General features: G+C 54.4%; 20 protein-coding genes. 6 read left to right on the forward strand and 14 right to left on the reverse strand.

Going from position 1 to position 24,771, the window contains the following annotated elements:
• Positions 1 to 2: 2 nt before the first annotated feature.
• The 6 genes from AADB16_RS12795 to purU all read right to left on the reverse strand — a co-directional run bounded on the left by AADB16_RS12795 (position 3) and on the right by purU (position 9,275).
• Positions 3 to 2,261 (reverse strand): bifunctional prephenate dehydrogenase/3-phosphoshikimate 1-carboxyvinyltransferase, encoded by a 2,259-nt coding sequence (locus AADB16_RS12795; RefSeq protein ID WP_410803822.1) that lies wholly within the window; start codon positions 2,259 to 2,261, stop codon positions 3 to 5.
• A gap of 1 nt (position 2,262) precedes the next feature.
• On the reverse strand, positions 2,263 to 3,387 hold the full coding sequence (gene hisC, locus AADB16_RS12800; protein ID WP_410803824.1) for a histidinol-phosphate transaminase: 1,125 nt from the start codon (positions 3,385 to 3,387) through the stop codon (positions 2,263 to 2,265).
• Positions 3,388 to 3,409: 22 nt separating this feature from the next.
• Positions 3,410 to 4,507 carry a prephenate dehydratase gene (gene pheA / locus AADB16_RS12805; RefSeq protein ID WP_410803826.1) on the reverse strand — a complete coding sequence of 366 codons (1,098 nt, stop codon included), beginning with the start codon at positions 4,505 to 4,507 and terminating at the stop codon, positions 3,410 to 3,412.
• Between the two features lie 2 nt (positions 4,508 to 4,509).
• On the reverse strand, positions 4,510 to 5,592 hold the full coding sequence (serC, locus tag AADB16_RS12810; protein ID WP_309044269.1) for a 3-phosphoserine/phosphohydroxythreonine transaminase: 1,083 nt from the start codon (positions 5,590 to 5,592) through the stop codon (positions 4,510 to 4,512).
• Between the two features lie 50 nt (positions 5,593 to 5,642).
• Complete coding sequence (gene gyrA / locus AADB16_RS12815; RefSeq protein WP_298446829.1) at positions 5,643 to 8,291, reverse strand: DNA gyrase subunit A; 2,649 nt, start codon at positions 8,289 to 8,291, stop codon at positions 5,643 to 5,645.
• A gap of 129 nt (positions 8,292 to 8,420) precedes the next feature.
• Positions 8,421 to 9,275 (reverse strand): formyltetrahydrofolate deformylase, encoded by an 855-nt coding sequence (purU, locus tag AADB16_RS12820; protein ID WP_298446828.1) that lies wholly within the window; start codon positions 9,273 to 9,275, stop codon positions 8,421 to 8,423.
• Positions 9,276 to 9,444: 169 nt separating this feature from the next.
• On the opposite strand from purU, the gene ggt reads away from it, so the two are divergent.
• A complete protein-coding gene (ggt, locus tag AADB16_RS12825; protein WP_410803829.1) occupies positions 9,445 to 11,223 on the forward strand; it encodes a gamma-glutamyltransferase in 1,779 nt (592 codons plus the stop codon).
• A 51-nt stretch (positions 11,224 to 11,274) separates the two neighbouring features.
• Complete coding sequence (locus tag AADB16_RS12830; RefSeq protein WP_298446826.1) at positions 11,275 to 11,523, forward strand: YkoF family thiamine/hydroxymethylpyrimidine-binding protein; 249 nt, start codon at positions 11,275 to 11,277, stop codon at positions 11,521 to 11,523.
• Position 11,524: 1 nt separating this feature from the next.
• Here AADB16_RS12830 and AADB16_RS12835 read toward each other — a convergent pair whose 3' ends face one another.
• The 3 genes from AADB16_RS12835 to AADB16_RS12845 are packed head-to-tail and all read right to left on the reverse strand — an operon-like array spanning position 11,525 to position 13,532.
• Positions 11,525 to 12,250, reverse strand: a complete 726-nt coding sequence (locus tag AADB16_RS12835; protein ID WP_410803831.1) for a ZIP family metal transporter — start codon at positions 12,248 to 12,250, stop codon at positions 11,525 to 11,527.
• A 42-nt stretch (positions 12,251 to 12,292) separates the two neighbouring features.
• Entirely contained in the window at positions 12,293 to 13,171 is an 879-nt protein-coding gene (yghU, locus tag AADB16_RS12840; RefSeq protein WP_410803833.1) for a glutathione-dependent disulfide-bond oxidoreductase, read from the reverse strand.
• Between the two features lie 58 nt (positions 13,172 to 13,229).
• Positions 13,230 to 13,532 (reverse strand): monooxygenase, encoded by a 303-nt coding sequence (locus tag AADB16_RS12845; protein WP_309044265.1) that lies wholly within the window; start codon positions 13,530 to 13,532, stop codon positions 13,230 to 13,232.
• A 139-nt stretch (positions 13,533 to 13,671) separates the two neighbouring features.
• Between AADB16_RS12845 and AADB16_RS12850 the strand changes: the two genes are divergently transcribed.
• Positions 13,672 to 13,845, forward strand: a complete 174-nt coding sequence (locus AADB16_RS12850; protein WP_298446822.1) for a DUF2897 family protein — start codon at positions 13,672 to 13,674, stop codon at positions 13,843 to 13,845.
• Here AADB16_RS12850 and AADB16_RS12855 read toward each other — a convergent pair.
• Positions 13,836 to 14,174, reverse strand: coding sequence for a 4a-hydroxytetrahydrobiopterin dehydratase (locus AADB16_RS12855; protein WP_410803836.1), 339 nt, complete (start codon positions 14,172 to 14,174; stop codon positions 13,836 to 13,838). The genes AADB16_RS12850 and AADB16_RS12855 overlap by 10 nt on opposite strands.
• Before the next feature lie 144 nt (positions 14,175 to 14,318).
• On the opposite strand from AADB16_RS12855, the gene imuA reads away from it, so the two are divergent.
• The 3 genes from imuA to AADB16_RS12870 are packed head-to-tail and all read left to right on the forward strand — an operon-like array spanning position 14,319 to position 19,554.
• Positions 14,319 to 15,008: a translesion DNA synthesis-associated protein ImuA gene (gene imuA, locus AADB16_RS12860; RefSeq protein ID WP_410803838.1), complete on the forward strand. Its 690-nt coding sequence runs from the start codon at positions 14,319 to 14,321 to the stop codon at positions 15,006 to 15,008.
• A 5-nt stretch (positions 15,009 to 15,013) separates the two neighbouring features.
• Positions 15,014 to 16,432 carry a Y-family DNA polymerase gene (locus AADB16_RS12865; RefSeq protein WP_410803840.1) on the forward strand — a complete coding sequence of 473 codons (1,419 nt, stop codon included), beginning with the start codon at positions 15,014 to 15,016 and terminating at the stop codon, positions 16,430 to 16,432.
• Positions 16,432 to 19,554 (forward strand): error-prone DNA polymerase, encoded by a 3,123-nt coding sequence (locus AADB16_RS12870; RefSeq protein ID WP_410803842.1) that lies wholly within the window; start codon positions 16,432 to 16,434, stop codon positions 19,552 to 19,554. The genes AADB16_RS12865 and AADB16_RS12870 overlap by 1 nt, the downstream gene beginning before the upstream one ends.
• Positions 19,555 to 19,681: 127 nt before the next feature.
• Here AADB16_RS12870 and AADB16_RS12875 read toward each other — a convergent pair whose 3' ends face one another.
• From AADB16_RS12875 to dbpA, 4 genes are all read right to left on the reverse strand, one after another.
• Positions 19,682 to 21,016 (reverse strand): sodium ion-translocating decarboxylase subunit beta, encoded by a 1,335-nt coding sequence (locus tag AADB16_RS12875; protein ID WP_309044258.1) that lies wholly within the window; start codon positions 21,014 to 21,016, stop codon positions 19,682 to 19,684.
• A gap of 14 nt (positions 21,017 to 21,030) precedes the next feature.
• Positions 21,031 to 22,809 (reverse strand): sodium-extruding oxaloacetate decarboxylase subunit alpha, encoded by a 1,779-nt coding sequence (oadA, locus tag AADB16_RS12880; protein WP_410803844.1) that lies wholly within the window; start codon positions 22,807 to 22,809, stop codon positions 21,031 to 21,033.
• A 49-nt stretch (positions 22,810 to 22,858) separates the two neighbouring features.
• Positions 22,859 to 23,107 (reverse strand): OadG family protein, encoded by a 249-nt coding sequence (locus AADB16_RS12885; protein ID WP_298446814.1) that lies wholly within the window; start codon positions 23,105 to 23,107, stop codon positions 22,859 to 22,861.
• A gap of 219 nt (positions 23,108 to 23,326) precedes the next feature.
• The gene (gene dbpA / locus AADB16_RS12890; RefSeq protein ID WP_410803846.1) at positions 23,327 to 24,700 is read right to left on the reverse strand and encodes an ATP-dependent RNA helicase DbpA; all 1,374 of its coding nucleotides are present in this window, start codon (positions 24,698 to 24,700) and stop codon (positions 23,327 to 23,329) included.
• Positions 24,701 to 24,771: the final 71 nt, after the last annotated feature.

The following is a 24,771-nucleotide window of genomic DNA, read 5'->3' on the forward strand; positions in this document are numbered from 1 at the left end:
CATTAAAGGGCTCCCTTTTCAGCGCCCGGCTCGGAAACCTCAGCGACAATATTAATACCTGTCTCCTTCGCAAGCTCCACAAAGCCCGGGAAGGATGTTGCCACAACCGCGCAGCCGTTAATTTCAATCTCTTCGGTGGCGCGCAACGAGGCCACTGCAAAAGACATAGCAATGCGATGGTCGTCATGGCTGTAAACAGAGCCGCCTTTAATGGTCTGCCCGCCCTCGATAATAATGCCATCTCCCGTAACCGTGGTTTCGACACCCAGTGTTGCAAGGCCGTCTGCCATCACCTGAATACGGTCACTTTCTTTTACCCGCAGCTCCTCAGCGCCGGTTAAAACGGTACGCCCCGTAGCGCAAGCGGCAGCAATAAATAGCACCGGGAACTCATCGATAGCCAGCGGCACTTGGTCTTCCGGAATAATAATACCTTTGAGCTCAGCGGAGCGAACGCGAAGATCGGCAACTGGTTCGCCGCCAATTTCACGCTCGGCCATGACCTCAATGTTTCCGCCCATTTGCTGCAGGATGTTGATCACACCTACCCGTGTTGGATTCATGCCCACATGGCGCAGCGTCAGGTCAGACCCCGGAGCAATACTGGCGGCAACCATAAAAAAAGCGGCCGACGATATATCTGCGGGAATATCAATAGCATTAGCGATTAGCTTACCACCACCTGTAAGGCTGGCAGTTGGGCCATCACGCTCTACTTTATAACCAAACCCAGTCAGCATGCGCTCAGTATGGTCGCGAGTTGGCGCTGGCTCAGTAACAGAGGTGGTGCCGTCGGCATACAAGCCGGCAAGCAACAGGCAAGACTTCACCTGGGCACTGGCAACCGGCATATCGTAGTGGATACCGGTGAGCTTCTTGTTCTGGCTACCCCGGATTTTCAAAGGCGGACGACCACCCTCTGCTGTGTCGATCACTGCACCCATAGACCTAAGTGGATCAGCAACTCGATTCATAGGCCTAACGGATAGGCTGGCGTCGCCGGTGAGCTCAGACTCAAAAGGCTGCGCGGCCAGCAGCCCGGTAAACAAGCGCATGCCAGTGCCAGAGTTGCCGAGATATATTGGCCCACGCGGCGCCTGCAAACCATGCATTCCAACACCATGAATGCGCACAAAGCCGTTATCTGGCCCTTCAATGGCAACACCCATATCACGGAAAGCCTGCAGTGTTGCGAGACTGTCTTCTCCTTCGAGGAAACCTTTTACCTCGGTCACCCCCTCTGCCAGCGCCCCAAGCATAATCGAGCGATGAGAAATGGATTTATCGCCGGGCACCCGAATGTCACCATTAACTGAGCCGCCGGGCTGAAGACGAAACGTCACTTGATTTTCACTGTTATTTGTCACGTAAGCCTGTCCTGAAAGCATTTTTGAAAAGTGTTCGCGTGCTGCTTTGGCGCGGCCGAACACACGCAAAAGTGTGGCGCCGTCCTGATCTGCGATTGCTGTGCGCAGTTGGTCCAGATCCTGGGTAAAATGGTCAATCACCCGGAGAACGGCATCGCGGTTTGAAAGAAAAATGTCGTGCCACATAACCGGGTCACTCGCGGCTATCCGGGTAAAATCACGGAACCCCCCAGCAGCATACCGAAAAATATCCATGTTCTGGTCTTCGCCGGCCAGTGTATCCACCAGGGAGAACGCAATCAGGTGGGGCAAGTGGCTGGTCGCCGCCAACACTTCATCATGATATGCCACCGACATGGTGAGAACTGTGGCACCGCAGGCTTCCCACAAGGCCTGAAGCTTTGCCAGATGAGGGGCGCTAACCTTATCGGGAGGGGTCAGTATCACCTTGTGGTTGCTGAACAGATCGGGGTTGGCCGCACGAATACCGCTTCGCTCCGATCCCGCAATCGGGTGTCCGGGAATAACGCGAGGCGAAAACTCACCAAACACCGCCTCTACGTCCTTTACGAAACCGGATTTCGTACTACCCACATCGGTAAGAATGGCGTCTTCCGCAAGATGCGGGCGTACGTCTTCTAATACCTTTCGGGTCGCCTGCACTGGCACAGCCAGCACGACGAGGTCAGCCCCTTGCACCGCCTCTGCAGTGGTTTCCGCAATTGTATCAATCACACCCAGAGACTGGCCAAACAGGAGATCTTCTTTACTTTGATCTGCGCCAACCACTTCCCGTGCAAGGTTGTTGTTGCGGATGGCGCTCGCCAACGAACCACCTATCAGGCCTAAGCCAATAATGGCCACACGCTGAAATAGCGGTTCGCGCAATCGCACCTCAGGCTCCCTGCCCTGATGCCGCCAGCGCTTTTGCGAGGGCGTTGATAAATTGTTCGTTTTGTTCAGGTAAACCCACGGACACCCGAAGATGATTGGGCATGCCGTAGCCTGTTACAGGGCGCACAATAACTCCCTGGCTCAACAGGGCCTGGTAAACACCCATCGCTTGCGGCCCCACTTCAACGGCCACAAAGTTACCGGATGACGGAATATACCGAAGCCCCATCTGATCGAAGGCTTCTTGCAACTGTTTCAGACCAGCAGTGTTGGCAGCACGGGAGCGCTGCAGATAGTCCTTGTCGTCCAGCACCGCGGTGGCGGCTGCTAGAGCAGTGGAGTTCACATTGAAAGGCTGGCGCACGCGGTTCAGGATATCGGCAATCGCCGGTGAGCTGATGCTGTAACCAACACGCAGGGCAGCAAGACCCCAGGCTTTGGAAAAGGTACGGCACACGATCAGATTGGGGAAGCGGCTCAGCAGCGCAACACCGTCCGGGTCTTTCAGTCCAGTCATGTATTCGTAGTAGGCCTCATCAAGGACTACCAGCACATCGCCCGGAATTTTGCCCAAAAATGCTTCAATTGCGTCCGAACCGTGCACGGTGCCCGTTGGGTTGTTCGGGTTAGCCACAAATACCAGCCGGGTGCGTTCTGTGACTGCGGCAGCCATGGCATCCAGGTCGTGACCCCAGTCTTTGGCCGGTACGGTAACCGCTTTGGCGCCAATGGCTTGAGTAACAATCGGGTAAACGGCAAATGCATACTGGGAAAATACAATTTCGGAATCCGCGCCTGCAAAACAACGGGCAATCACTTCAAGCACGTCATTTGAGCCGTTTCCAAGCGTGATCTGATCCGAGCCAACACCAAGATAGGTAGACAGTTTCTGCTTCAGATCAAATCCATTGCCGTCGGGATACAGGCAAAGTTCCTTCAGCGCGCCTTCAGCCGCTGCAATCGCTTTATCGCTGGGGCCCAAAGGGTTTTCATTGCTGGCAAGCTTGATAATGTCAGCTGGGTGCAGCCCAAGCTCACGGGCCAGCTCACTGATCGGCTTGCCCGGCTGGTAAGGAGACAAAGCCTGAACGCCTTTTACAGCAAGGCTCTGATAATCGATGGCCATATACCTTCCTTAAAACTATCTGCTAAAGAACACCGATGGGATAGGAACCCAGGCGCTTGAGCTCGACCGCCTCTTCATCCACCTCAGCAAGCACTTTGCGAGCCTGCTCATCGTTCATATGCCCTTCAAAATCGATATAGAACACATAAGCCCATGTGCCGCTAGGCGACGGCCGGGTTTCAATACGTGTAAGGCTGATACCATGACTGTGAAACGGCTCAAGCAGCTGATACAAAGCACCCGGCTTATTTCTCATGGAGACAAGAATGGATGATTTGTCGTGTCCGCTGGCTGGCACTTCTTCACGGCCAATAATCAGGAACCGGGTGGTGTTGTCTGGTCGATCTTCGATGCTGTTCGCCAGCTTTTCCAAGCCATAGAGCTCTGCGGCCATATCGCCAGCAATCGCTGCGGTACCGGGCTCTTTAGCTGCACGGCGTGCCGCCTCGGCGTTACTGGAAACGGTTACTCGCTCAATACCATAGCGGTGGGTATCCAACCACTGGCGGCACTGGGCAAATGATTGCTGGTGGGAATAAATGCGGGTTATTTCCTGATCCCGAAACTCCGGCGACACCAAAAGATGGTGGTGAATTCTAAGCTGCACTTCACCGCAAATTTTGAGCGGAGATGACATGAACATATCAAGGGTGTGGTTGATCATGCCTTCCGTGGAGTTCTCGACCGGCACAACACCATAATGAGCTGCGCCGGATTCGACCTCGCGGAACACCGCATCAATTGCCGGCAGAGGTACGCTTACGACCGAATGCCCGAAATGCTTGAGCGCAGCGGCTTGGGTGAACGTGCCAACAGGGCCCAAAAAGGCAATGTGCATGGGCTTTTCCAGCGCCAGGCAAGCCGACATGATTTCACGAAACAGCCGTGCCATTTCCTCGTCAGGCAAAGGACCCGGGTTGGCTTCTTTGATACGGCGTAGTACCTGAGCTTCCCGTTCCGGACGATAGAAAAACACGTCCTGCCCGGGGCTTGCAGCCGTCTTTACGTGGGCTACTTCCTGAGCGCATTTTGCGCGGGCACTGATCAGCTCCATGATCTGTTGATCGAGGCTGTCTATCTCTACCCGTAGTTCTCCTAAGCGAGTCTGCTCATCACTCATGATCAGCCCCGCTCCTTTGCAAATTCAGTCATGTATTGGATCAAGGCATCCACGCCAGCTTCAGGCATAGCGTTATAGATGCTGGCACGCATACCTCCCACTGAGCGGTGTCCTGCCAGGTTCAACAATCCCCGCGCATCGGCCCCTTTAAGGAAAGCACCGTTGAGGGCATCGTCCTGAAGGGTAAAGGGAATGTTCATCCAGGAACGGAAGCGTGGATCAATAGGGTTGGCGTAAAACGTATTGGCATCAATAAAGCCGTACAGCTTTTCTGCTTTTCTGCGGTTTGTCTCGCCCATGGCAGTTACACCACCCTGAGCTTTCAACCACTTGAAAACCAGTCCGGCAAGGTACCAGGAGTATGTTGCGGGCGTGTTGTACATAGAGCCGTTATCCGCAATTACCTGATAGTTCATCATGGTCGGAGTGTCCTTACGGGCTTTGCCCAGAAGGTCTTTCCGGATGATGACCACAACCAAACCGGAAGGACCAATATTCTTCTGGGCGCCTGCGTAAATCATCCCGAATTTTGAGACATCCACAGGGCGCGAAAGCATGGTAGAAGACATATCTGCCACCAGTGGCACGTCGCCACTTTCAGGAACAAAATCGAATTCCAGACCACCGATGGTTTCATTAGGCGTGTAATGCAGGTAAGCAGCATCGGCACTGGTCTGCCATGACGTTTGATCTGGAATGCTGACGAAGCCGCCCTCTTCCGAGCTCGCAACTACGTTCACATTGGCGTAGCGCCTGGCTTCATCAATAGCCTTTTTCGACCAGATTCCGGTGTTTACATAATCCGCAGACGTTTTGTCGCCAAGCAGGTTCAGAGGAATCGTGGAGAACTGGCTTGAAGCTCCACCTTGCATGAAAAGTACGGCGTAATCATCTGATACACCGGCCAATTCACGCAAGTCTCGCTCAGCAGTTTCGGCGATCTCAACGAACGCATCACTACGGTGGCTCATCTCCATTACGGACATGCCTGTGCCACGCCAGTCCAGCATTTCATCCCGTGCCTGTGCCAGCACACTTTCCGGCAAGGTTGCCGGACCTGCACAAAAGTTATACGCCCTGCTCATGTTCCTGTGGTCTCTCACGTCTTGCGGATTCGGTGTTCGGCAGTGCTGGCTTATTCCTCGCCAGCATCCTGTTCCGGACTGTTAGTATCGCTTTCGTTTGTTGAAGCGTCTTCGCCTTCGATATCTGTACCTTCAACGTCTACATCTGCATCTTCGATGTCTTCATCGTCGGTTTCCGCTATCCGCTCCACACCAACCAGGCGCTCGTCTTCCTGGCTCAATCTGATCAAACGCACACCTTGAGTGTTCCGGCTAAGAACCGATACTTCATCCGTGCGGGTACGAACCAGCGTGCCCTTATCGGAGATCAGCATCATCTCGTCACCCTCGAACAGCTGCAGAGCTGTAACCAGGTTGCCGTTACGATCGGAGCATTGCATGGCGATAACGCCCTGACTGCCACGACCGTAGGTTGGGAACTCTTCAAGCGCGGTGCGCTTACCGTAACCATTCTCACTGGCGGTCAGAATGACGCCGCCTTCCTGCGGAATGATCAGGGATACCACCTGGTGGCCTTCCGGCATTCTGATACCGCGCACACCGCGGGCTGTTCTGCTCAACGGTCGAACGGCTTCTTCATTAAAGCGAACCGCCTTGCCTGCTGTAGAGAACAGCATGATTTCCGCATCACCTTCAGTAATCGCAGCACCAATCAATGTATCGCCTTCGTCCAGAGACAAAGCAATCAAACCACTGCTACGCGGGCGTGAGAAATTCGGCAGAGCCGTTTTCTTGACGACACCGGCAGACGTTGCCATCAGAACGAACTGGTTTTCAGGGTAATCACGCACCGGCAGGAACGTGGTAATACGCTCACCTTCATCCAGCGGCAGGATATTTACCATCGGCCGACCACGGGACGCACGGCTGGCACGGGGAATCTCAAACACACGCAACCAGTAAACCTTGCCCCGGTTAGAGAAGCACAGAATGGTGTCGTGGGAGTTGGCAACCAGCAGCTTCTCAACGAAGTCTTCGTCTTTCATGGAGGTCGCGGCCTTACCACGGCCACCACGGCGCTGGGCCTGATAGTCTTCTACCGCCTGGGTCTTCGCATAACCGCTGTGGGAAATGGTGACAACCAGCTCTTCTTCATCAATCAGGTCGGCAATCGTAAGATCGCGCTGGGAGCTGGTAATTTCCGTACGACGCTCATCACCAAACTCTTCAACTACGGCTTCCAGCTCTTCACGGATAACCTGCATCAAACGATCAGGGTCAGCCAGAATCTCAAGCAAGCCAGCAATTTTTTCCAGGATTTCCTTGTACTCGTTCTGGAGCTTTTCAGTCTCCAGCCCCGTCAGGCGGTGCAGACGCATATCCAGGATAGCCTGGGTCTGCTCCGGTGACATGAAGTACAGGCCATCGCGCAGCCCATAAATTTCTGGCAGATCGTCCGGGCGGCAGGCATCTTCGCCAGCACGCTCAAGCATTGCCATCACGTTACCGGGCGCCCAGCCCTGGGCCATCAGCTTTTCTTTGGCTTCCAAAGAACTTGGGGAAGCTTTGATCAGCTCGATCATCTCATCGATGTTGGCCAGTGCAACGGTCAGGCCTTCAAGAATATGGCCACGCTCGCGGGCTTTACGCAGCTCAAAGATGGTACGACGGGTCACCACTTCACGGCGGTGACGCACGAACGCATCCAGCATCTCTTTAAGATTAAGTATTCTTGGTTCGCCGTTGATCAGCGCAACCATGTTGATACCGAATACAGTTTGTAGCTGGGTGTGCTTGAACAGGTTGTTGACCACAACCTCCGGGTTTTCACCGCGGCGCAGCTCTATAAAGATCCGAATACCTTCCTTGTTGGACTCATCCCGAAGCTCGGTGATGCCTTCCAGACGCTTTTCCTTCACCAGCTCAGCGATCTTTTCGATCAGGCGAGCCTTGTTCAGCTGATACGGCAGTTCGGTGATGATAATGGCGTCGCGATTGGTTTTCTTATCGGTTTCGATTTCGTGGCGGGCGCGAATATAAATGCGGCCACGACCGGTACGATAGGCTTCAACAATTCCGGCACGACCGTTAATGATGCCTTCTGTCGGGAAATCCGGACCTGGTATGAACTCCATCAGTTCATCGCAGGTGAGATCCGGATTATCAATCAACGCCAAACAGCCACTAACCACTTCGGTCAGGTTGTGGGGCGGTATGTTGGTCGCCATACCTACGGCGATACCGGACGAGCCGTTCACCAACAGGTTAGGAACCCGAGTAGGCATAACCTCAGGAATACGCTCTGTACCATCGTAGTTATCGACAAAATCTACGGTTTCTTTCTCGAGATCCGCCAGCAACGAGTGTGCAATTTTCTTCATGCGGATTTCGGTGTAACGCATGGCTGCCGCGTTGTCACCGTCGATAGAACCAAAGTTGCCCTGACCATCTACCAGCGGGTATCGCAGAGAGAAAGGCTGGGCCATACGAACGATAGTGTCGTAAACAGCAGAGTCACCGTGCGGGTGGTATTTACCAATAACATCACCCACCACACGGGCAGACTTCTTGTAGGCCTTGTTCCAGTCGTTGTTCAGTTCGGACATAGCGAACAGAACACGACGGTGAACCGGCTTGAGGCCATCCCGCACGTCAGGAAGCGCTCGCCCGACGATTACACTCATGGCGTAATCAAGGTAAGACTGCTTCAGTTCGTCTTCAATATTGACCGGCAGGATCTCTTTGGCTAATTCACCCATCGAGAAAGGTTCCTTTGCGTTATCTGGAAGTCGTTTCAGGGCCGCTTCCCGGCCCCATAATTATTCTTCATCAAACCGCCAACTCTACCACAGTCGCACCCTGCTGGGGGCAACTGTGGTGCGTCAGCCTTAATCAAATACCACTGTCTTGTTTTCGTGGGTGATCACACGATCCTCGATATGAGAGCGCAACCCCCTTGCAAGAACGTTTTTCTCGACATCTTTACCCAGGCGCACCATGTCTTCGATGGTGTCACTGTGATTAATGCGGATAACGTCCTGCTCAATAATTGGCCCTTCATCAAGATCCTGGGTCACGTAGTGGCAGGTAGCGCCGATCAGCTTCACGCCACGGCTGTACGCCTGGTGGTAGGGCCGCGCCCCGGCAAAGGAGGGCAGAAAGCTGTGATGAATGTTGATCACTTTGCCTGAGTACTTTGCACAAAGCTCGGCGGGCAAAATCTGCATATAGCGCGCAAGCACCACCACATCGGCTTCGTAGCCCTCGAAAAGCTCGTCGATCTGGGCAAACGCCTCTTCACGGTTGGCCTTGCTCACCGGAATATGGTGGTATGGGATACCGTGCCACTCCACCATACTGCGCAAGTCATCGTGATTGGAAATAACCGCGACAATATCAGCGTTGATTTCGTTGCTGTGCCAGCGGTACAGGAGATCGGCCACGCAGTGGGACTCCTTGCTGCACATCAGGACCACTTTCTTTGGCTGGGCAGAATCGGCGATATGCCAATTCATATTGAATTCCCGGGCAATCGGCGCAAATGCAGCACGGAATTGCTCAAGACCAAACGGGATAGACTCAGCTTTGATCTCGTGACGCATGAAAAACCAACCACTATGAGTATCGGAGTGGTGGCTTGCTTCGGTTATCCAACCATTATAAGTAGATAGAAAATTACTCACCTTGGCGACAATTCCAACCCCGTCGGGGCAGGAAATCACAAGACGGTAGGTATGCTCCATGAAAGCCTTTCCTTAACTGACAAACGGGAAAGCAGATGCGTCGAAAACTCTTGCCGGAAACGGCAGTCCGAACAGGAACCTGAATAGAAACCAGGGTTAGTCGGTACGCACCCTATAAAATGACGGGCTATTATAGCCTATCTGAACATCAGAAACGAGGAATCGAGACATGGACAGAGGCCCGCACCAGCAAATCCGAAAAGCCCAACTCACTGCACCCTCAGGCAGGCTACGCGCACTCGCCCTGATGGCGAGCATCACAGTCTACCTTGCAACTCTGGCAACTCCGGTTTTCAGCCAGGCCATTCTGGAGGGTGAACGCTTTTATCCCGCCAGCGCCACTAACGGCATGGTGGCAACCAGTCATACCCTGGCCACAGAGGTAGCACTGGAAGTGCTGAAAAACGGTGGCAATGCTGTGGATGCCGCTGTAACCGCCGGATTCGCACTTGCCGTCACCCAACCAAGGTCCGGAAACATCGGCGGCGGCGGCTTTATGCTGATCTCCAAAGGCGACGGCTCTGAACCGGAAGCCATAGATTATCGGGAAAAAGCACCCTCCGGCGCGACTGAAACCATGTATCAGGATGAATCCGGAGAAGTGGTCAAGGATCGCAGCCGGTTTACCCATCTGGCCGCGGGCGTCCCAGGCACCGTTGCTGGCTTTGCTTTGGCACTGGAGCGTCACGGCACTATCTCCTTGAAACAGGCATTGGCCCCGGCCATCAAACTTGCCCGTGATGGTTTTATTGTTCCGCAGCGATTCAGCGAAGGCCTTGAGCAAGCCCGCGAACGACTTCAGCGTTGGCCCGCAACCCAGGCAACCTTTTACAAAGAAGACGGTTCTGCCTGGCAAGCCGGCGAGCGTTTTCGCCAGCCGGAACTTGCAGACACCCTGCAGCGCATTGCAGACGAGGGCGTTAAAGGTTTTTACGAAGGTGAAACTGCAAAGTTGATTGTTGAAGAGATGGAAAGGCACGGGGGCCTCATCACCCGACAGGATCTTGAAAACTATCAGCCAGCTGTACGCACCCCTGTGCATGGGAATTATCGGGGCTACGATATCTTTTCCATGTCACCACCCTCTTCTGGCGGCGCTCACATCGTACAGATACTGAACATTCTTGAAGGCTTTCCTATCCCGGATCTGGGACACAACTCAGCAGATACCATTCACTATATGGCCGAAGCCATGAAGCTTGCCTATGCCGACCGCTCCGAATATTTGGGCGATACGGATTATGTAGACGTACCGCTGAAAGGGCTGACCAGCAAAGCTTACGCAGAAGAGCTAAGGCAAGGCATCAAACCAGACAAGGCACGCCCTGCCCAAGACGTTCGCTACGGCCAGCCAGCCAGCTACGAAAGCCCTGAAACCACGCATTTTTCGGTTGTCGACAAGTGGGGCAATGCGGTATCGAACACCTACACCATTAACTTCAGTTATGGCTCAGGCATTACCGTTCAAGGTGCCGGCTTTTTGCTTAATAATGAAATGGACGACTTCAGCGCCAAGCCGGGCGTGCCCAATGCCTACGGCCTGATTGGCGGCGCAGCGAACAAAGTGGAGCCTGGTAAGCGCATGCTCAGCTCCATGTCGCCCACCATCGTTCGCAAAGGCGACCGCAACTTTCTGGTCACCGGCAGCCCCGGCGGTTCCCGAATTATCACGACGACCCTGCAGGTGCTCATGAACGTGATTGACCACGGCATGAATATACAAACCGCCGTCAATGCACCACGCATCCATCACCAGTGGTTGCCGGATGAAATTCGCATCGAACAAGGTATCAGCAAAGACACAATACGCCTGCTGGAAAGCCGGGGCCACAAGGTGGTCACCAACTCAGCCATGGGGGCCATTCAGAGTATTATGATTGGAGAAGATGGCACGCTGTACGGCGGCGCAGATCCGAGACGCAGCACGTCTTCGGCCATGGGTTACTGATGTTTTGCGCACCGAACAAACGACTAGTGAATATGAACACTGGAGGCTTTTATGTTTCTGTCTGTACAACTTAGCTGCTACCCACTTACCGACGACTACAAGCAGCCTATCTGGGACCTGATTGCCCGGCTGGAAGAAACCGGCCTGCAAGTTGTCGCTGGGCGCATGAGTACTGAGATTTTTGGTGAGTATGACGAAGTTATGAAGGTACTTTCCGATACCATGAAGTGGTCATTTGAGACGTATGGAAAGTCCGTTTTTGTGGCAAAAATTATGGAGGGGGACCGGAGGCCGAAATAGTTCAGCCCCCTGCGACCAACATATCGCTGAACAACGCCAGGCAAAAACCGAGTACTGCACCAAGCGGTGGCCCCCAGTGCCTGTCCAATCGGGACTGGGGCGCTATATCCTGGAAGATCAGGTATAGAATCCCACCGGACGCCACCAGCATGATGGTTCCCAGAACCACGGGCTGCTCAGAAAGGAAGAAGTACCCAAGAAGCCCTGCGGCCGGCCCGGCCATTGCCAGGCTGAACATGACAGCCAGGGTTTTCTTCGGTGTGTAGCCTGGCTTATCCAGAAACTCCCGGTAGGCATTAAAGCCTTCAGGCAGGTTTTGCATGGCAATCAGCACAGCCATCAAGGGCGCGAGACTCGGGTTAACTATGATCAGCCCACCCAGGGCTGCTGCTTCCGGCACGAAATCCAGCATCACCCCCATCAACTGTGGGGATTCCCGATGATGAACGCCCAGCATCCGCTCAATCCAGAAAAACAGCAGGCCGCCCGCAATGATGGCGGGGATAGCCCAGAAGGAACCGCCAATGCTCGACTGCCCCTCCGGGATTAACACAATGGTTACCGCGCCAAGCAGAATACCCCCGCCCAGCGCGATCAGGAAGTGCCGAAACTCCTGTTCCAGCCACTTGGGACCAATGCGCTCAACGCTTGCCAGTAATCCGCCAAGAGGAATACAGATACCGGCAAGTGCCGTTAAGCCAACAATGTAAGCAATGTCAGAAATCATCAAACTGCCTGGCTTAATTAACGCTTCAGGAATTAAGAGCCCTCAGCCTTCAGAACTCTCACCAATCTTGTCCTGGGTTTTGTGCTCAAAGTCACTGGCGTCATGGCGCTCGTGCAACTGGGTTTCTGGTTCACCCCAGGCGCGGTTGACCATTCGCCCGCGCTGCACGGCCGGCCGTTTTTTAAGCTCCAAAGCCCAGCGCATCACATTGGTGTAGGTGTGTGCCTCAAGAAACTCTGCGGCATCGTACACAGCGTTAGTTACCAGTGCGCCATACCAAGGCCAGATGGCCATATCGGCAATGGTGTATTCGTCACCCGCAACATAGCGATTATTGGCCAACTGGCGATCCAGCACATCCAGCTGCCGCTTCACTTCCATGGTGTAGCGGTTAATAGGGTATTCGTACTTCTCTGGCGCATAAGCATAGAAGTGTCCGAAACCACCACCCACAAACGCGGCACTGCCCATTTGCCAGAACAGCCAGTTAAGTGTCTCGGTACGAGCAGTGATATCCGACGGCAGAAACTTATCAAACTTCTCAGCCAGATAAAGCAGTATGGAACCAGACTCAAACACACGAACAGCAGGGTCCTGCGAGTGATCCATCAACGCGGGAATCTTGGAGTTGGGATTCACATCCACAAACCCGCTACCGAACTGCTCACCTTCATTAATGCGAACCAACCAGGCATCGTATTCCGCCTCGCTGATGCCCAGCTCCAGCAGCTCTTCCAGCATTATTGTGACTTTTACACCGTTTGGTGTCGCCAGTGAATAGAGCTGAAAAGGATGCTTGCCAATCGGCAGATCCTTCTCGTGAGTAGGGCCTGCAATAGGGCGGTTAATATTTGCAAATGCACCACCGCTGGCAGATTCCCACTTCCAGACTTTAGGGGGAACATAACTGGGATCGCTCATTATATCGGACTCCTTAAATGCTGTTTGTTTACTACGGATCTATGGGGATACCAGAGTTTCAAATCGGCCCTGCTGTAATCTTGGATAATGCCTCGTTTACATCAAAGATCTTGGCGTAAACCTTTTCAACACCCAGCTCCTTAAGCCTTGCTGTGTGTTTCTCAAGATAGGCTTGCGCAGTCTCTTCCGTTTTAAAAAGATAAATACCGCCCGCATCTTTTTCAGACTCATTTTCCGTCCAGATTTTCCAGATAAAACCGGGCTCTTCCGTGATGGAAACGGCGAGATCTCTTAGCGCCTCAGCCATTTCTGAACCAAACGGACCCGTGAAAGGAAAATCGATCTGTAATAGTTTTGCCACCTGGTAGCACTCCTGTTTTCGGCAGACACTGCCATAATGCTTTATAAGGGGTGGAATGTGCCGCCAACCCGGCCGGGACATGCCACTATAGAGAAAGCCATTTCAACAATACTACTCCAACTAAAAAGGAGCCTGACGTATGCCAATGATAGGCTGGATTTTTATACTCGCCGCCTTGGGTCTGATTCTGGGCAGTTTATTCATGCTTCGGGACTCAGCCAGAAAAATGAGCATTCCCAAAGACAAGCTGGAAAAAGTCCGCAAGCGCAAGGCGGAACTTGAAGCCGAGGAAAAAAAAGACGATCAGTGGTAAGCCGAGTCTGTTCTCGCTGCCATGATAAAATCATTCTTGTGCAACCCACCGATTGAGTGGGTCCACCAGCTTATGGTCGCCTTCCCATATTCCAGCAAAATGGCCGGATGATGATTTTCTTCCTCAGCCAGCTCCCCTACCGTGTTGGTAAACGCCAGGGCCTGAGCAAAATTCCTGAATTTAAATACCCGGCGTAATTGTTCTTCGCCATCAACACTGAGAATGTCCCACTCCTGAACGTCTTTATGCAGTGACCGTTTCTCTTCATCAGTTACCTTGGGGGCGTTCGCACTACACGCCTCACAACGCAGTTCAGCCAGTCCACTCATGCAAAACCTCCGAGCCGATATCCGAATTCTCTACCGCTACACATAATACAAGATGGGCCCGGTCATACATTTTATCAACCGGCGTCTTGAAATCGGCCCCTCTTCGGAATACTGTATATTTAAACAGTATTCCGAGATTACACCATGAGCGAGCTTCTTAACACGCTAATGCAGGATGCCCGTGTTTGGCAGGGACACAAACACAACAAAACCACTCAACCGGCAGAACCGACCGGTTATCAGGCCTTGGACAATCAACTTGGTGGACTTGGTTGGCCCCGAGGCGCCTTGAGCGAGTGCCTTATGGATGCGCCTGGTATCGGTGAGCTGACCCTGTTAGTGCCACTAATGCAGAGACTCTCGCAAGATGGCAAAACGGTGTTCTGGCTGAATCCGCCATACACACCCTATGCTCCGGCACTGGCGCGAGAATGCATCAACCTGGATCAGGTCATCATGATTCACACCGATGATAAAGACGATTTTCTCTGGACTCTGGAAAACTGTCTACGTTCCCCGGTTACCGGCCTGGTTATCGCTTGGCCCGGCAAACTGGCTGCTCGGGAAGTCCGGCGTTTGCAGTTGGCGGCTGAAGCTGGAAGCAATGTTTGCGTGCTTTTTCGTGAGCGCCACTACGTGGAACAAAACTCCCCCGCTGCATTGCGCCTTGAGCTGGAGCCTGACCATCAGCAGGGCCTGAAAGTGAATGTGGTCAAACGCCGCGGCAGCTGGCCGGGCCAACGCTGCTCGCTTGCCATAGCTCATCGGGCAAGCCTGTCTCACCATGAAGCGCCCCGCGTGGTTCAAGGCCCATGGCCTGAGGCAGCACGGTAACTTCTATGCTTTGGCTGCATTTGCACTTCCCTCACCTGCTGCTGGATCACATTCGCCGCTCCGGTGAAAACGTCGCGGCGCTGGTGATTGTGCAAGGTTCCGGACAGAAGGTAATACAGGCCTGCCCTGCCGCCCGGGATCTGGGCGTGAAAGCTGGCATGCGGCTAAAAACGGCCGTCAGCCTTGTGCCGGATCTGGGAATAGTAAGAGCAGACCAACCACAAGAAGCCCGCATTCTGGAAGACCAGGCTCTCTGGATGTATCGCTATGCAGCTCATATTGTGCTGGTTCCGCCTAACGGTTTGTTGGCTGAAATCGGCAGTCTGCAGCGATTGTACGGTGGCCTTCCGGCAGCTTGGAGAACAATAGAAGAAGTACTGCACGAACGTCAGCTTACAGCCTGGATGGGCATAGGCCACACACCCTTGGCAGCAGGGCTTATTGCACGCAATAGCATGGGTGAATGCACATCTGACACAGCCCAGATACTCCAGACTCTAGGCAGACTGCCACTGCAAGCTGCGGAGTTTGATGCGCGCACCAGCACACGCTTAAAACGGCTCGGCTTGAGCACTCTTGGTGAAGTCTTCGGTTTACCCCCGGCAGAAATGGCACGGCGACTATCCCCGGAAACTTTGGCGACTATCCAGAAAATCCAGGGCTCCAGAGCGGATCCTCAGGCCCCTTGGCAACCGCCACATCATTTCCGGCAACAAGCAGACTTTGTACAGGATATAGAGCACTCACAAGGGCTGCTTTTTCCATTGCACCGCATGCTCTCTGAACTGGAAAAAGATCTGTGTTGGCGCCAGCAGGATACTGATTGTTTATTGTTAGTGCTCCAGCATCGGCACGGGGAACCCACGTGCCTTCGCATTCGCACTTCCGGCCCAGAACACCGCGCGGAGGCATTTTTGAGCCTAATTAACCTGCGATTTGAACAGCAGCCACTTAAAGCTCCGGTCGCATCGTTGCGCCTGACCGTTAAACGGTTTCTTGGGCGGGAGGCACCCGGCGGGCAGGATCTGCTAGGCGAGAGCCAGAATCTGAACGAAGCCTGGCACACCCTGATCAGCCGACTGCAGGCAAGGCTTGGAGACCATGCACTAAAACAGCTGGCACCCAAAGATGATCACCGGCCCGAGCGGGCATGGAGTGCTTCAGGCGTGCGGCGATCAAACCGCGCAACTATAACAACAGCGGGCCAACTACCCCGTCGCCCCCTGTGGCTTCTGCCAGGCCCACAGCCGCTGACAGAAGCCCCGAAATCATGGTTTGCCGGCCCGGAAAGGATCAGTGGTGGCTGGTGGGATGGCCAGCGAGTGCACAGAGATTATTACATTGCCCAACTGAATAATGGCCAATTGGCTTGGGTATTCCGGGATATGCGGGAAGGCTGGTTCATACACGGATGGTTTGGCTGATGGGCGAACCTTCTTATGCCGAACTCTTCTGCTTCAGCAACTTCACCTTCCTGACTGGAGCCTCTCACCCCCATGAACTTGCGGAACACGCCGCAGAGCTTGGATACACAGCACTGGCCATTACCGATGCCTGCTCGGTGGCGGGTATCCCCCGCGCTTGGGCGGCACTGAAAGAAAGCCCGGTAAAACTGATTACCGGGAGTTGGTTTGAGCTGGCGGACAGCCCACCCGGTGCCAGCTCGCCCCGATTTATTCTTCTGGCACGCACCCGCAAGGGCTACGGTCAGCTCTGTCAATTTATAACCACCGGTCGGCGGCGGGCAGAAAAAGGGCAATACCAGATTTTCCATAGCGACGTGGAAACACATGCTCTGGATGACTGCCTGTGCCTGTGGTTGCCGCCCTCAACTATCGAAGCTGATGCGGATCAGGCTCTGGCCTGCGGCGAATGGTTAACCCGGTTATTCGAACACCGCCTCTGGATTGCCGCCGCCCGCACCCTGGAATCCGGTGAAGAGCAGCAACTGGCCAGAGCCCGCTGGCTTAGTAACCACTTGCGCTGCCCGATTACGGCCATTGGCGAAGTTCACATGCACAACCGGCAACGCCAACCTTTGCAAGATGTCCTCACTGCCCTGCGCAACCACACCAGCCTGGAAAGCGCCGGCCACTGTCTATTCCAGAACGGTGAACGCTACCTCCGCCCGTTACCGGTCCTACAACGGTTGTTTCCGGAAGCCTGGCTGAAAGAATCTGTACGCATTGCTCAACAGTGCACCTTTGAGCCCGGCAGCTTGCGTTATGAATATCCCCCAGACCTGGTGCCAAAGGGAGAAACCCCAGCTGTTTATCTGAAACGCCTAACTCAGGAAGGTGAGCGACGACGCTACCCGGCAGGCACGCCACTGTCTGTTCAGGCCCTGATCCGCAAAGAACTGGGGCTGATTTCAGAGATGAAGTATGAACACTACTTCCTCACCATTCACGACATAGTAGCCTTCGCCCGCAGCCGCGACATTCTATGCCAGGGCCGTGGCTCCGCCGCCAACTCCGCCGTGTGCTATTGCCTGGGCATTACCGAAGTAAACCCGGCACAGGTGGATTTGCTGTTTGAACGCTTCATCTCCAAAGACAGAAACGAGCCGCCGGATATCGACGTGGACTTTGAACATGAACGCCGGGAAGAAGTGATTCAGTACATCTACCGACGCTATAGCCGAGAGCGGGCGGCATTGGCAGCCACAGTTATCCGCTATCGTCCAAAGAGCGCTATTCGCGACGTTGGCAAGACTCTGGGGTTCGATCCAGCACTGGTGGAGCAACTTCTTGAAGGCATCGACTGGCGTGACAAAGCCACCAACTGGCGCCAGCAAATTCTCGACAAACGTCTGACCCGCAACCCGAAAGTGGCAGACCAGTTCTTTGCTCTGGTGAACACCCTGCTCGGCTTCCCCCGCCACCTGTCCCAGCACGTGGGTGGCTTTGTAATCAGCTCCGGCCCCCTGTCCGAACTGGTGCCAGTTGAAAATGCCGCCATGGCAGACCGAACCGTTATCCAGTGGGACAAAGACGACCTGGAAAGCCTGGGCCTGATGAAAGTTGACGTGCTCGCACTGGGCATGCTCACGGCAATACACAAAGCCCTGGAGATGATCAGTCAACAGAAAGGCGAACCCTTTCGCATGCAGGACATTCCCCAGGAAGACCGAGCCACCTACAACATGCTGCAAAAAGGCGACAGCATTGGTGTATTCCAGGTGGAATCCCGCGCCCAGATCAACATGCTCCCCAGACTGAAGCCTGAAACCTATTACGATCTGGTGATTGAAGTTGCCATCGTCCGCCCTGGTCCCATTCAAGGCGACATGGTGCACCCATACCTGCGCCGCAAGCATGGGCTGGAGCCGGTGGACTACCCCAACGACGCCATCCGTGGCGTGTTGGAGCGCACGCTAGGCGTGCCCATTTTCCAGGAACAGGTCATCAAACTCGCCATGGTCGCTGCGGGATTCACAGCAGGCGAAGCCGACCAACTCCGCCGCGCCATGGCTGCCTGGAAATCCCATGGTGACATGACGCCGTTCCGGGAAAAGCTCATCAACGGTATGCTTTCACGGGGCCACGATGCCGACTTTGCCGAACGCCTCTACCTGCAAATCTGCGGGTTCGGTGGTTACGGCTTCCCGGAATCCCATTCAGCCAGTTTCGCCTTGCTCGTTTACGTTTCCGCATGGATAAAATGCCACTACCCTGCTGCGTTCTACTGCGCCTTACTCAACAGCCAGCCCATGGGGTTCTACTCCCCATCGCAACTGTTGCAGGACGCGAAACGCCACAACGTAGTGGCACTACCTCTCGACATCAACAACAGCCAGTGGAATCACACGTTAGAAAGCCCGGGTCTGCAACTACGCCTGGGCCTGAGAATCATCCAGGGATTCTCAAGCAGTGCCGCCGAGCGCCTATATCAAAATCGCCCCGAAACTGGCTACCGGTCTTCCACAGAGCTACGCCGCTTGGCAAGCCTCAACCAGCGCGACATGGAACTCCTTGCCGGCGCCAACGCCATGCCCGCGTTCGCTGCTAACCGACATCAAGCCTACTGGCAACTGCTGGGCCACGAAAAACCCTCTGAGCTCTTCGCTGCCGCCGAAGACGACGAACACTACGAGCTGGAAACCTGCAACCAATTACCGGAACCCACCGAAGGCCAGAACGTCCTCGCCGACTACGCCAGTCAGGGCCTAACCCTTCAACGCCACCCACTGGCCTTGCTCCGGGAACAAGGCCACCTACAGTTCTGCCTCAGCGCTGAACAACTAAAAACCACCAAAGCCGGCATCCCCGTACAGGTAGCCGGCCTGGTAACCGGCCGCCAGCGCCCCGGCTCCGCCTCCGGCGTTACCTTCGTAACCCTGGAAGACGAAACCGGCAACGTGAACGTAGTCGTCTGGCTGGAAACCGCCCGCCGCCAACGCAAGCCGTTACTCACTGCCCGGTTGTTGCACGTAAAAGGCATTCTGGAAAGAGAGGGAGAGATTGTTCACGTTATGGCGGGGAAGCTCTCAGACCTGAGTCATCTGATTCAGTCACTTCCGATTAGCTCGCGAGATTTTCATTAGGCCTGCTGTGTTGAGGCTAGTTTGCAGGGAGATATCACCTGAGCTCAAGCACCCAAATCAACAGGCTAAAAAGCAAAAAACCCCGCACAAAGGCGAGGTTTTCTGTAAAGCACTACAAAAGCAACAATCAGCTAAGTAGCTTTATCATCACACCCGCAGCAACAGCCGAGCCGATAACACCAGCAACGTTCGGCCCCATAGCGTGCATCAGCAGGAAGTTCTGCGGATTCGCCTCAAGACCAACCTTGTTAGAAACCCGCGCTGCCATCGGCACCGCAGATACACCGGCAGAACCAATCAACGGGTTGATCGGATCCTTACTGAACTTGTTCATCAGCTTGGCCATGAGAACACCACACGCTGTGCCCACGCCAAACGCTACGATACCCAGCCCCAGAATACCCAGAGTCTGGCCATCCAGGAACTTGTCCGCCATCAGCTTGGAACCAACAGACAAACCCAGGAAAATCGTAGTGATGTTGATCAGAGCATTCTGGGCAGTGTCGCTCAAACGCTCCACCACACCACACTCACGCATCAGGTTACCAAAGCAGAACATACCCAGCAGGGGCGCAGCATCTGGCAGGAATAGAACCACAGCGATCAGAACAACCAGCGGGAAAACGATCTTTTCACGCTTGCTGACAGGGCGTAGCTGGGACATCTTGATAGCCCGCTCTTTCTCTGTAGTCAGCGCCTTCATGATCGGCGGCTGAATCATCGGCACCATAGCCATGTAGGCGTATGCGGATACCGCAATTGCACCCAACAGATGCGGAGCCAGAACACTGGAAACGTAGATGGACGTCGGGCCATCAGCACCACCAATGATACCGATAGCAGCGGCTTCCAGAATCGTGAACTCCAGAATGCCAAGCCAATCCAGCAGTGCTGCACCCAAAACTGTTCCGAAGATACCGAACTGGGCAGCAGCACCCAGCAGCATGGTTTTCGGGTTGGCCAGCAACGGACCGAAATCCGTCATTGCACCAACACCCATGAAAATCACCAGGGGCCCGATGGTGCTGCCGATAACCACAGAATAGAAGTTATACAGCATGCCATTACCATAACCGGCATCCTGAGCGACCGTGTTAGCTGCTGCCATTTCGGAATAGCTAGCTTCTTTTACGGCCACCTTGAAGGCTTCTTTCAGCTCGGGCGTAATTGCTTGCCCAGCCTGATAAGCCACATCCAGAGGCGCAGCAAGCGCAGCCAGCAACTCCCCTTTCCCGCCACTCATGGCAAGATGGATAGCATTTTCTGCCGCAGTCAGGGCAAGCCCTGCCTCCGGAATATTCGCCAGAATGCCACCAAAGCCGATAGGCACCAGCAGCAATGGCTCAAACCCTTTGCGAATCGCAAGGAACAGAAGAAGCAGGCCAACGGCAATCATGATCACCTGGCCAAGCTCTATATTGAACAGGCCACTACCTGTCCATAACGTCATTAACTTATCCATGGAATGCTGGCCCTTTATGCGATTGTCAGCATTTCATCATCAGGGGAGACGGCATCACCGACCTTGATGAAGACTTCGCCGACAGTGCCGGCCTTTGGTGCACGAATCTCGGTTTCCATTTTCATGGCCTCGAGAATAATCAGCACATCGCCTTCTTCAACGGCTTCGCCTGGTGACACCAGTACCTTGAAGATGTTGCCACCCAGAGGTGCGATAACAGGCTCGCCTTCACCGGCTGGCGCGGCAGACGCAGCTGGCGCAGATGCAGCGCCACCCTCGCCCTGAATCTGGGAGATTTCGCCGCCTTCAGACACTGCAACCACGAACTTCTTACCGTTAACATCAACAGTATAAGTTTCAGGGCCGCTGGCCTTCTTGGCCGGAAGCGCGTCTTCAGCCGTAGGCACTGGCTCAAAGGCATCCGGATTGTTGCGGTTTTCAAGGAACTTGAGACCAATCTGCGGGAACAGAGCATAGGTCAGAACATCATCAACGGTGTTGTCCGCCAGCTTGATGCCTTTCTCGTCTGCCAGCTTTTTCAGCTCGTCGGTCAGCTTGTCCATTTCCGGCTCAATATTGTCAGCCGGGCGACAGGTAATAGCTTCTTTACCTTCCAGAACCCTTTCCTGCAGTTCTTTGTTGAAAGGCGCAGGCGCGGAGCCGTACTCGCCCTTCAGGATGGCCGCGGTTTCCTTGGAGATAGACTTATAACGCTCGCCCGTCAGAACGTTAAGTACAGCCTGAGTACCAACAATCTGAGATGTCGGAGTTACCAGCGGGATGAAGCCCAAGTCTTCACGAACCTTGGGGATTTCAGCCAGTACTTCGTCAAATCGATGCGCAGCATTCTGCTCTTTGAGCTGGCCTTCCATGTTGGTCAACATACCACCCGGTACCTGAGCAATCAGGATGCGCGAATCGGTACCACGGAGGCTGCCTTCAAACTTTGCGTACTTCTTGCGAACTTCGCGGAAGTAACTGGCAATTTCTTCCAGCAACACAAGGTCCAGACCAGTGTCACGCTCGGTGCCTTCAAGAATGGCGACAACCGCCTCAGTGGGCGAGTGGCCGTAGGTCATACTCATTGACGAGATGGCCGTATCCACGTTATCGATTCCGGCTTCCGCTGCCTTGATGGCTGTGGCGGTAGACATGCCAGTGGTCGCGTGGCACTGCATGTGAATTGGGATATCGAGTTCTTTCTTCAGGCGGCTGACCAGATCAAAAGCCACGTAGGGCTTGAGAATACCGGCCATGTCCTTGATCGCAATGGAATCTGCGCCCATGTCGGCAACTTCTTTCGCCAACTCTACCCACATCTCGATGGTGTGCACCGGGCTGGTGGTATAAGAGATGGTGCCTTGTGCGTGCTTGCCGGTTTTCTTCACGGCCTTGATGGCTGTCGCCAGGTTACGGGGATCGTTCATCGCATCGAAAATACGGAACACATCAATGCCGTTTTCTGCGGCACGATCAACAAACCGCTCTACCACGTCATCCGCATAATGCCGATAACCCAGAAGGTTCTGGCCACGAAGCAGCATCTGCTGAGGCGTGTTGGGCATTACTTTTTTCAGTTCGCGAATGCGCTCCCAAGGATCTTCGCCCAGGTAACGGATGCAGGAGTCGAAGGTAGCTCCACCCCAGGATTCCAAAGACCAGAAACCGACTTTGTCGAGTTTCTCGGCAATGGGCAGCATGTCGTCAAGCCGCATACGGGTGGCAAGCAGGGACTGGTGGGCGTCGCGGAGTATAACGTCCGTAATCCCCAGCGGTTTCTTTGTATCAGTCATCGTGTCAGCCTTCTGTTTAAAGGTTCTATCTAATCGGTTACCGGCTCACTTACTTGTGGCGCGACCGGAATTTGGCAATCGCCTGTTTAATCGCCTCTGCTGTATCAGGATCAACTGAAACAGGTGCCTTGGGCTTGGCACGGGGCTTTTTGGCCGGGGTTACCGGCTCGGGCGGTGCAAACCGGATAAGCAGTTTGGACATAAGCAGGGTCGCGAACACCAGAATAATCAGGAACACGAACACAAAGCCCATACCCGCAACCATCAGATCGACGGCTTGTGACATCAGGTCATCCATATTGAATAGCTACCTGTGATTCATTTGTGTGTTTTCCCAGGGAACCGGAGCACCGATGGCCGGAGCCTTTAGGTGCGCCGGAATAAACCCGGAGGCAAAATCCTGCGTAATTTACCGGTTTCGGGCGCAGTGAGCAACCAAATCAAAAAAGGCTATACGAACTTTCCGAGCGCTTCGCCACGACCTCAAAGCGCAAGAAAAGCCCGCGACGACACACTCTCAGACCAGCCTGACCCTTAGCTTGCGACCCTTTATTTTTCCATCTTCAAGGCGTTTCAGGGCACGTTTGGCCTGCCCTGCCTCGACAGCGACGAAGCACTGAAACTCAAACAGATCGATTTTGCCCACGGATTTACCATCCAGGCCGGCTTCTCCGGTGAGTGCACCAAGCACATCCCCCGGGCGGAGCTTCTCCTTACGCCCGGCTGCGATACAAAGCGTTTTCATGGCAGGGGTGACTGGCTCTGCGGGTACTGAAAGCAGTATTTCGGTGTCTCCCCAGGTAACCGGGCGGCCCCGCTCACTCTCAAGACGATTGATCTTGTGCCCCTGTGCGGGGCTACACAGCGTAACCGCCAACCCTGCTTCACCTGCGCGCCCCGTGCGCCCTACCCGATGGGTGTGCACTTCCGGATCCCGTGCGGGTTCGGCGTTGATCACCAATGGCAACGCCTTGATGTCCAGACCGCGTGCTGCAACGTCGGTTGCCACCAAAACCTGACAACTCTGGTTAGCAAAACGCACCAAGACACTATCGCGCTCGCGCTGCTCGAGATCGCCGTGCAACGCCAAAGCCGAGAACCCTTGTGCCCCCAATTCTGCTGCCAGTTCATCGCACTGTTGCTTCATGGAGCAGAACACCAGGCAAGAAGCCGGCTGATGCTCAGACAACAAGCTCACGATGGCTCGTGTGCGCTCGGGGGCGGGAATTTCATAAAACAGCTCACGAATATCGGTATTGACGCTTTGCGACTTCGCCCGCACATCAACTGGCTCACGCTGAAACCCTGCACTGAGCTTACGGATCGAATCCGGCCAGGTCGCTGAAAACATCAGCGTTTGACGTTGCTTGGGCGTGTAACTCAGTATTTCTTCCATGGCAGGCTGGAAACCCATATCGAGCATCCGGTCGGCCTCGTCCAGAACCAGGGTCATGAGTCGCTTCAGATCCAGAGTTCCTTTGCGCAGATGGTCGGCAATTCGCCCAGGTGTACCAACAACGATATGCGCACCATGAGCCAGAGAGCCAATTTGCGGTCCAATAGACACGCCGCCACAGAGGGTCAGAATCTTTACGTTTTCCTGCGCCCGTGCCAATTCCCGCAGGGCCTTCGCTACCTGATCTGCCAGCTCACGGGTGGGACACAGCACCAGCCCCTGCACCGCAAACAGTTTAGGCTTGAGACCTTCAATCAGTCCGATGCCGAAAGCCGCCGTTTTACCACTGCCGGTCTGCGCCATGGCGATCACGTCACGACCCGCCAGGCAATGAGGCAAGGCTCGCTCCTGAATGTCCGTAGGTTGTGAAAAGCCCAACTGGGCGAGATTGGCCTGCATGGCTGCAGACAGATCAAGATCTTTAAAGGAAGGCATACAAGAAAATCCCGGAATCAGCGGTTGCTGGTTAAGAAGGTAAGCACGAGGGCGTATACTAGCGCCATAGA

The sequence above is a fragment of the Marinobacter sp. KMM 10035 genome (genome assembly GCF_046537445.1).
Lineage (GTDB): Bacteria > Pseudomonadota > Gammaproteobacteria > Pseudomonadales > Oleiphilaceae > Marinobacter > Marinobacter sediminicola.